An 8,662-nucleotide genomic window follows, 5' to 3' on the forward strand; every position below is an offset into this window, starting at 1 on the left:
CGCCCGCCGCTGTTGCCTGCCGAAGCCTCAGTCCGCGTCCCCGAGCAGGCGCTCGAGGATGCCGGCGTAGACGTCGCTGAGCAGGTCGAGTTCGTCGACCCCGACGCATTCGTTGACCTGGTGGATGGTGGCGTTGCGCGGGCCGAGCTCGACCACCTGGGCGCCGCTCGGGGCGATGAAGCGCCCGTCTGAGGTGCCGCCGGCGGTCGATAGCTCGGTGGCGATGCCGCAGTGCTCGGCGATCGCCGCGCGCGCGGCCTCGACCAGGGCGCCGCTGGGGGTGAGGAAGGGTTCGCCCGAGAGTCGCCAGTCGAGCGTGTAGTCGAAGCCGCCGGCGTCGAGGATGGCGCCCACCCGGCGTTGGATGGTGGCGGCGTCGAGTTCGGTGGAGAAGCGCAGGTTGAACTGTGCGCAGAGCTCGCCCGGCACCACGTTCTCTGCCCCGGTGCCCATGTTCAGGTTGGCGATCTGCAGGCTGGTCGGCGGGAAGTGCGCGTTGCCCTGGTCCCACACCTCGGCGACGAGATCGGCCAACGCCCGGGCGCTCTCGTGGAAGGGGTTGCGCGCCAGTGCCGGATAGGCGACGTGTCCCTGCTTGCCACGCACCTTGAGAAAGCCGCTGATACTCCCCCGTCGACCGTTCTTGATGGTGTCGCCGAGCCGTGCGCTGCTCGAAGGCTCGCCGACCAGCGCATAGTCGATGCGCTCGCCGCGCGCCCTGAGCCGGCGCATCACCTCCACCGTGCCTGCGGTCGCAGGCCCCTCCTCGTCACTGGTGATCAGCAACGCGATCGAGCCGTGGTGATCGGGATGACGCGCGATGAACGCCTCCAATGCGCAGACGAAGGCGGCGATCGAGCCCTTCATGTCCGCCGCGCCACGCCCGTAGAGCAGGCCGTCGCGGATGCTCGGCTCGAAGGGGGGCGAGTCCCACTGCTCGAGCGGCCCCGGCGGCACCACGTCGGTGTGCCCGGCGAAGCAGAACAGCGGCCCCTGGTCGCCGCGACGGGCCCAGAGGTTGGTGACGCCGTCGCAGGGCATCGTCTCGATCCGGAAGCCGAGCGCGGTCAGACGCTCGGCGAGCAGCTGCTGACAGCCCTGGTCGTCGGGGGTGACGGAGGGGCGGGCGATCAGCTCGTGGGCGAGCTGTAGGGTGGGGGAGAGGGTCATTGCTGGAACCAGGTCTCGTAGTCCGTGGCGCTGAAACCGACCCGGATGGTCGCGCCGTGCTCGAGCAGCGGGCGGCGGATCAGGGTGGGGTGGGCGAGCACCAGCGCGCGGGCGCGCGTCGTGTCGAGATCGGCGCGCTGCTCGGGCGGGAGCTGGCGCCAGGTCGCCGAGCGGCGGTTGATGAGCTGCTCCCAGCCGAGCGTCTCGAGCCAGGTGTCGAGCCGTTCGGGGTCGATGCCGTCTGCGCGCAGATCGTGGAAGCGATGATCGATGGCACGCGCCTGCAGCCAGGCGCGTGCCTTGCGTACGGTATCGCAGTTGGCGATACCGTAGAGCACGATGGTCATCAGATGTCGCGCAGCAGCTCGTTGATGCCGACCTTGCCGCGGGTCTTCTCGTCGACCTGCTTGATGATCACCGCGCAGTAGAGGCTGTGGCTGCCGTCCTTCGCGGGCAGACTGCCGGGGACCACCACGGCGCCGGGCGGCACCCGGCCGAAGCAGATCTCGCCGGTCTCGCGGTTGTAGATCTTGGTGCTCTGGCCGATATAGACGCCCATCGAGATCACCGCGCCCTCGCCGACGATCACGCCCTCGACGATCTCCGAGCGCGCGCCGATGAAGCAGTTGTCCTCGATGATGGTGGGCGCGGCCTGCACCGGCTCGAGCACACCGCCGATGCCGACGCCGCCGGAGAGGTGCACGTTCTTGCCGATCTGCGCGCAGGAGCCGACCGTGGCCCAGGTGTCGACCATGGTGCCGGAGTCGACATAGGCGCCGATGTTGACGTAGGAGGGCATCAACACGCAGCCGGGGGCGATGTAGGCGCCCTTGCGCGCGGTTGCCGGCGGCACCACGCGCACCCCGCCGGTGCGGAATTCGCGCGAGTTGGCGTCGGCGTACTTCGAGGGCACCTTGTCGTAGTAGTTGGTGAAGCCACCCTTCATGAACTCGTTGTCGGTGATGCGGAAGGACAGCAGCACCGCCTTCTTCACCCAGTCGTTGACCACCCAGTCGCCGTCGCGCTTCTCGGCCACGCGCAGCTCGCCGCGGTCGAGCCGCTCGATGGTGTCCTGGATGGCGTCGCGCACATGGGTCTCGACCGCGCGCGGGGTGATCTCGGCGCGGCGCTCGAAGGCCTCGACGATGATGGATTGTTGCTCGGTCATGGGTTCGGTTCTCTCGTTGCTGAAGGTTGGAACGGATTCGGTCGGGTGCGCCGGGTCACAGCCGCGCGAGACAGCGGCGGATGCGTCGGGCGGCGTCGACGCACTCGTCGAGCGGGGCCACCAGAGCGAGACGGATACGTCGCTCGCCCGGGTTGTGGCCGTCGACGGTGCGCGAGAGGAAGCTGCCCGGCAGCACGGTGACGTGCTCCTCGGCATAGAGCCGGCGCGCCAGCTCGGTGTCGCTGATCGGGGTCTCGGGCCAGAGATAGAAGCCCGCTTCGGGGAGACTGAGCGGGAGCGCGCCGTCGAGCACCTCGGCGACGGCGGCGAACTTCTCGCGATAGCGCGCGCGATTCTCGCGCACGTGCGTCTCGTCGCGCCAGGCGGCGATGCTCGCGTGCTGATGGTGCAGCGGCATGGCGCAGCCGTGATAGGTGCGGTAGAGGAAGAAGCGCTCGATCACCTCGGCGTCACCGGCGACGAAGCCCGAACGCAGCCCCGGCGCGTTGGAGCGCTTGGAGAGGCTGTGGAAGACCACGCAGCGCGAGAAGTCGGGGTTGCCGATCGCCGCCGAGACCTCCAGCAGCCCAGGCGGTGGCGCCTGTTCGTCGAGATAGAGCTCGGAGTAGCACTCGTCGGAGGCGATGACGAAGTCGTGGCGGTGTGCCAGGGCGATCAGCTCGGCCAGGGTCTCGCGGTCGGCCACCGCGCCCGTGGGGTTGCCCGGTGAGCACAGATAGAGCAGCTGACAGCGCTCCCAGGTCGCCGCATCGACCGCCGAGAAATCGGGCAGGAACCCGGTCTCGGCGGTGCAGGGCAGGTAGCACGGCTCGGCGCCGGCGAGCAGCGCCGCGCCCTCGTAGATCTGGTAGAAGGGGTTGGGCATCAGCACCAGCGGGGCCGGTGTGGTGCGCTTCACGCAGGCCTGGGCGAAGGCGAACAGCGCCTCGCGGGTGCCGTTGACCGGCAGCACCTGATGCTCCGGGTCGACCGTCGCGCCGAGGGCGAAGCGCTGGCCGAGCCAGTCGGCGATCGCCTCGCGCAACGTCGGCAGCCCTCGGGTGGTGGGATAGCCCGAGAGTCGGTGCAGGTGCGCGATCAGCGCCTCGCTGACCAGGCTCGGCGTGGGGTGCTTGGGCTCGCCGATCGAGAGTGCGATGTGATCGCGGTCGACCGGCGGCTCCAGCCCCTGCTTGAGGGCCGCGAGACGCTGGAAGGGATAGGATTGGAGACGGTCCAGATCCGGGTTCATAGGGACAAGAGGCCTGCTCGCCGACGGGCCGCATGGACACGTTGGGCGCTGGGAAAAAGCGTCTAGTATAGGCCAAGGGCGGGGGCGGCTCCATGGGGGCGCCGCCGTCAGCGGATTGAACCGCAAAGCCGCCAAGGACCCGAAGGGGAAAGCGGCCAGTGGTCAGCGGTTAGCCACCAGCGGTCAGCCACCAGCCGCCAGCCGCCAGCCGCCAGCCGCCAGCCGCGAGCGGCGTCGCCGCCCCGCCGGTCCGTGGTGTCCTCGCGAGGCCAGCTCTGCCCTTCTTGCCCTTCGGCCCCTTGGCGTCCTTTGCGCCTTTGTGGTTCAAACTCCCGCTGGCCGCCTGGGTCAGCGCTCGTCCCGAGTGTGTTGTTCGAGACGCTTGCACACCTCGCGGCGCAGGCAGGCGAGGGCGTTCTCGCAGGTGATCGGGGTGTCGTCGGTGTCGGTGATGAAGAAGACGTCGTCGACCTCGGCGCCGACGGTGGCGATCTTGGCGTTTTGCAGCCGTACCCCGCAGTCGCGGAACACCGCGCCGACCTCGGCGAGCAGGCCGGGGCAGTCGAGGGTGCTCAGGCGCATGATGGTGCGGCGGTTGGGCTCGTCGGTGGAGAAGCTCACCCGGGTGTCGACCGGGAAACAGCGGTGACGGCGCGGCAGCGTGCGCGCGACGCGGATCTCGCTGTCCTCCTCGTGCCGCAGCTCCTCGGTCAGCGCGGTGCGGATCTCTTCCATGCGCAGTGCGCCGTCGACCGGGTTGCCGCCCTGGTCGAGCACCTGGTAGCTGCTCACCGCCATGCCGTCGTCGGTGGTCATGACTCGCGCGTCCATGATGCTCAGTCCGAGCTGGTCGAGCATGGCGGTGGTGCGACCGAACAGGTTGGTGCGGTCGGCGGTGTAGATGAAGAGTTCGCTGGCTCCGCGCGCGGTCACCGGGCGGATCACCGTCAGCGGCAGGGTCTCGGGGGCGGAGCAGAGGATCTGGCGACTCTGCCAGGCGATCTCGTCGGGCGAGTTGTGGAGGAAGAAGTCGAAGCTGAACTTGCTCCACAGCCGGCGGCAGGCCTCGGGGTCGGCGCCGTAGCGCGCGACCAGTCGCAGCGCCTCGACCTGTTTCTGCTGGATCAGTTCGTCCTGCGCCTGGGGGTTGTCGAGTCCGCGCAGCAGGGCACGACGGGTGCCGTGATAGAGCTCGCGCAGCAGCGCGTCCTTCCAGCCGTTCCAGCGTTCGGGGTTGGTGGCGCGGGCATCGGCGACGGTGAGCAGGTAGAGATAGTCGAGCCGGTTGGGGTCGCCGATGCGCTCGGCGAAGGTCTGGATCACCTCGGGGTCGCTGATGTCCTTGCGCTGGGCGGTCATCGACATCACCAGGTGGTTCTCCACCAGCCAGGACACCAGGCGGCTGTCGAAGGCGCTGAGGCTGTGCTGCTGGCAGAAGTCCCAGGCGTCGCGGGCGCCGAGCTGGGAGTGATCGCCGCCGCGCCCCTTGGCGATGTCGTGGAACAGCCCGGCGAGATAGAGCAGCTCGATCTTGGGGATGCGCCGGGCGATGGCGCTGCACAGCGGGAACTCGGCGTCGTGCTTGGGGATGGCGAAGCGCCGCAGGTTGCGGATCAGGGTGAGGGTGTGCTCGTCGACGGTATAGACGTGGAGCAGGTCGTACTGCATCCGCCCGACGATGTTGGCGAAGGCGGGGATGTAGGCGGCGAGCACGCCGTAGCGGTTCATCCGTCGAAACGCGTGGGTCAGCCCGTTGGGCTCGCGCAGGATCTCCATGAACAGGCTGCGCGCGCGCAGGTCGTTGCGGAAGCGGGCATCGATGCGGTGATGGTTCTCGCGGATCAGACGAATGGTGCTGGCGCGGATGCCTTCGAGCTCGGGACGGGTCTGGAGCAGATGGAAGACCTCGAGCAGTGCCAGCGGGTAGCGCTGGAAGACCCGTGAGTTGACCACCTCGAGATAGCCGCTGCGTGACTGGAAGCGACGGTTGATGGGGATGGGCGGGCCGAGCGCGTCGCGCAGCAGGATCGCCTCGCGAAACAGCTGCAGCAGCATCTCGTTGAGACGATTGAGTTCCTGCACGGTACGGTAGTACTGCTGCATGAACTGCTCGACGGCGAGGTTGTTGGGGCCGTCGCAGAAGCCGAAGGCGTGGGCCAGGGCGCGCTGGTGGTCGAACAGCAGTCGGTCCTCGCGACGCCCGGCGAGGCGGTGCAGCGAGAAGCGGATGCGCCACAGCAGCGCCTGGCCCTCGATCAGGGTGTGGTACTCGGCCTCGGTGAGGAAGTCGTGGCGGACCAGGTCGTGGAGTGTCCTGGCGGCGAAGTGGCGCTTGGCCACCCAGGCGATCATCTGGATGTCGCGCAGCCCGCCGGGATTCTCCTTGATGTTGGGCTCGAGGTTGTAGGCGGTGCCGCCGTATTTCTCCCAACGCGCCTGTTGCTCGGCGGTCTTGGCGGCGAAGAAGCGGGCGCTGTCCCAGAGCTGGGCCGGGCTGGTGACCTCGAGCATGCGGGCATAGAGCGCGCTGCCGCCGGCGAGCAGGCGCGCCTCCATCAGGTTGGTCATCACGGTGACGTCCTGATCGGCCTCGCGCACGCAGTCATCGATGCTGCGCACGCTGTGCCCGACCTCGAGCCCGATGTCCCACAGCAGGGTGAGCAGGATCTCGAGCTGGGTCGAGAGGCGGGACTCGGCGTCGGGCGCGACCAGGATCATGATGTCGACGTCGGAGGCCGGTTGCAGCTCGCGTCGGCCATAGCCGCCGACGGCGACCAGCGCCGCGCTCTCGGTGTCGCCGAGATGCTCGGTCCAGAGGTCGCGCAGCACGCCGTCGATGAGGTCGCTGTGGGCGAGCACCAGTTCGGTGACCGGTGCGCCCTGGTCGAAGCGGCTGTAGAGCGACTCGCGCCCGGCCCTGAGTCGTTCCCGGTAGCTGTCGATGCGAGCGCGGTGCGGCTGCGGGTCGGGCGTCTGGGGTGGGGCGGGGGTGGGCGCGGTGTCGCTCATGGCTTCAGTCCTCGCGCTCCTCGCGTCTCAGGGTGAGGATCTCGCTGCCGTCGCTGGTGACCAGCAGGGTGTGCTCCCACTGTGCCGAGAGGCTGCGATCCTTGGTGACCACGGTCCAGCCATCGGGGAGCTGCTTGATGTGGCGCTTGCCGGCGTTGACCATCGGCTCGATGGTGAAGATCATCCCCTCGCGCAGCTCCAGGCCGGTGCCGGGCGAGCCGTAGTGAAGGATCTGCGGGTCCTCGTGGAAGCCGCGCCCGATGCCGTGACCGCAGTACTCGCGCACCACCGAGAAGCCCTTGCCCTCGACGAAGCGCTGGATGGCGTGGCCGATGTCACCGAGGGTGGCGCCGGGGCGCACCTGGTCGATGCCGACGAACAGCGCCTCGCGGGTGACGTTGACCAGGCGGCGGGCGAGGATCGAGGGCTCGCCGACGAAGAACATCTTGCTGGTGTCGCCGTGGAAGCCGTCCTTGATGACGGTGACGTCGATGTTGACCACGTCGCCCTTCTTGAGGCGCTTGTTGCCGGGGATGCCGTGGCAGACCTGGTGGTTGACCGAGGTACAGATCGACTTGGGAAAGCCGTGATAGTCGAGCGGCGCGGGGATCGCCTGCTGCACCTCGGTGATGTATTGGTGACAGATGCGGTCGAGCTCTTCGGTGGTCACGCCGGGCTGGACGTGCGGCTCGATCATGTCGAGCACGTCGGCAGCGAGCCGGCAGGCGACACGCATCTTCTCGATTTCTTCTGGGGTCTTGATCGGCACACTCATCGGCTGGTCGCTGGAGTCCAGGTAAAAATGATAATCGGTTTCTTCAGGGGGCCATCGGCCAGGTGCCGGGTGCGGGCTTGTGTCGGCGGAGGACGCCCGGGCTCGGACGAGCCGGAATGGCGAGGCGCCGGGGACCGTTCACGCCGTCCCCGGGAACACCGCGATGCCTCGGCAGCGCGGGACCGAATGTATCGGTAATTGCTCGTAGTGAGCCGCCTATGCTATAAAATGCGGCGCGTTGCCGCAAACTGCATGGACCCTTCGCCCGTTCATGTGAGGGTGCGAGGCAGGCTTGCCAAGCGAAAGACTGCGGTTTTTCGCTGTCGTTTTTCAGGTCAAACCTCCAAGATACGCGCCGGTCGCGATTGACTCTCGCGCACGGGCCTTGTGTCCGTCGTCCGAGATCGTCCGCCGAAACCACTGCTCACACACGCGTCGACACATGCGACTGGGTGCCTGCCTGGCAGGTTGTCGCGTGGGATGCGTGGAGGCCCAACCCGATATCACAGGAAGCAATACCTTGAGCAAGATCACGATGCGCCAGATGCTGGAAGCCGGTGTCCACTTCGGTCACCAGACCCGGTACTGGAACCCCAAGATGGCCCCCTTCATCTTCGGCCACCGCAACAAGATCCACATCATCAACCTGGAGAAGACCCTGCCGCTGTATGAAGAGGCGGTCAACTTCATGGGTTCGCTGGCCGCCAACGGCGGCAAGATCCTCTTCGTCGGCACCAAGCGCGCCGCGCGCGACGTGCTCAAGGAAGAGGCAGCGCGTTGCGGGATGCCCTACGTCAACCACCGTTGGCTCGGCGGCATGCTCACCAACTTCAAGACCATCCGTCAGTCGGTCAACCGCCTGAAGGAGCTTGAGGCGATGTTCGAGGATGGCTCGATCGAGCGCTTCAACAAGAAGGAGGCCCTGGGTCTGTCGCGCGAGCGTGACAAGCTCGAGCAGAGCATCGGCGGCATCAAGAACATGGACGGCTTGCCCGACGCCATGTTCGTGATCGATGTCGGTCACGAGAAGAACGCGGTCAACGAGGCCAATAAGCTCGGTATCCCGGTCATCGGCGTGGTCGATACCAACAACGAGCCGAGCACCGTCGACTTCGTCATCCCCGGTAACGACGACGCCCTGCGTGCCGTGCGTCTCTACATCACCGGCGCCGCTGACGCCATCCTCGACGGGCGTGATACCGCCGCGGCGATGGTCGGTCGCGACGAGGTCGAGCCGGTCGCAGCCGAAGAGGCTGGCGCGGAGTAAGGCCCGCGCGGCCGCTTAGAT

At 67.7% G+C, this 8,662-nt stretch carries 7 protein-coding genes; 1 reads left to right on the forward strand and 6 read right to left on the reverse strand.

Translation table 11 applies throughout. The annotated features are described in order from the left end of the window. Positions 1–27: 27 nt before the first annotated feature. From dapE to map, 6 genes are all read right to left on the reverse strand, one after another. Positions 28–1,170: a succinyl-diaminopimelate desuccinylase gene (gene dapE / locus EBL85_RS12480; RefSeq protein WP_123143072.1), complete on the reverse strand. Its 1,143-nt coding sequence runs from the start codon at positions 1,168–1,170 to the stop codon at positions 28–30. Next, the gene (locus EBL85_RS12485) at positions 1,167–1,520 is read right to left on the reverse strand and encodes an ArsC family reductase (RefSeq protein ID WP_123140421.1); all 354 of its coding nucleotides are present in this window, start codon (positions 1,518–1,520) and stop codon (positions 1,167–1,169) included. The genes dapE and EBL85_RS12485 overlap by 4 nt, the downstream gene beginning before the upstream one ends. Beyond that, positions 1,517–2,338 carry a 2,3,4,5-tetrahydropyridine-2,6-dicarboxylate N-succinyltransferase gene (dapD, locus tag EBL85_RS12490; RefSeq protein ID WP_123143073.1) on the reverse strand — a complete coding sequence of 274 codons (822 nt, stop codon included), beginning with the start codon at positions 2,336–2,338 and terminating at the stop codon, positions 1,517–1,519. The genes EBL85_RS12485 and dapD overlap by 4 nt, the downstream gene beginning before the upstream one ends. Positions 2,339–2,393: 55 nt before the next feature. Beyond that, a complete protein-coding gene (gene dapC / locus EBL85_RS12495) occupies positions 2,394–3,590 on the reverse strand; it encodes a succinyldiaminopimelate transaminase (protein WP_123143074.1) in 1,197 nt (398 codons plus the stop codon). Positions 3,591–3,938: 348 nt separating this feature from the next. Next, entirely contained in the window at positions 3,939–6,599 is a 2,661-nt protein-coding gene (gene glnD / locus EBL85_RS12500) for a [protein-PII] uridylyltransferase (protein ID WP_123143075.1), read from the reverse strand. 4 nt (positions 6,600–6,603) lie between these two features. Next, positions 6,604–7,374, reverse strand: a complete 771-nt coding sequence (map, locus tag EBL85_RS12505) for a type I methionyl aminopeptidase (protein ID WP_123143076.1) — start codon at positions 7,372–7,374, stop codon at positions 6,604–6,606. A gap of 535 nt (positions 7,375–7,909) precedes the next feature. Between map and rpsB the strand changes: the two genes are divergently transcribed. Further along, positions 7,910–8,641: a 30S ribosomal protein S2 gene (gene rpsB / locus EBL85_RS12510; protein WP_123140432.1), complete on the forward strand. Its 732-nt coding sequence runs from the start codon at positions 7,910–7,912 to the stop codon at positions 8,639–8,641. Positions 8,642–8,662 lie beyond the last annotated feature (21 nt).

This window comes from Marichromatium sp. AB32 (genome assembly GCF_003718675.1).
In the GTDB taxonomy this organism is placed as follows: Bacteria; Pseudomonadota; Gammaproteobacteria; order Chromatiales; family Chromatiaceae; genus Marichromatium; species Marichromatium gracile.

What these genes read in the sequence shown, in the direction of transcription:
- map (WP_123143076.1), bottom strand. Translation starts at nt 7,374, where the DNA reads ATGAGTGTGCCGATCAAGACCCCAGAAGAAATCGAGAAGATGCGTGTC.
- dapC (WP_123143074.1), bottom strand. Translation starts at nt 3,590, where the DNA reads ATGAACCCGGATCTGGACCGTCTCCAATCCTATCCCTTCCAGCGTCTC.
- dapD (WP_123143073.1), bottom strand. Translation starts at nt 2,338, where the DNA reads ATGACCGAGCAACAATCCATCATCGTCGAGGCCTTCGAGCGCCGCGCC.
- dapE (WP_123143072.1), bottom strand. Translation starts at nt 1,170, where the DNA reads ATGACCCTCTCCCCCACCCTACAGCTCGCCCACGAGCTGATCGCCCGC.
- glnD (WP_123143075.1), bottom strand. Translation starts at nt 6,599, where the DNA reads ATGAGCGACACCGCGCCCACCCCCGCCCCACCCCAGACGCCCGACCCG.
- rpsB (WP_123140432.1), top strand. Translation starts at nt 7,910, where the DNA reads ATGCGCCAGATGCTGGAAGCCGGTGTCCACTTCGGTCACCAGACCCGG.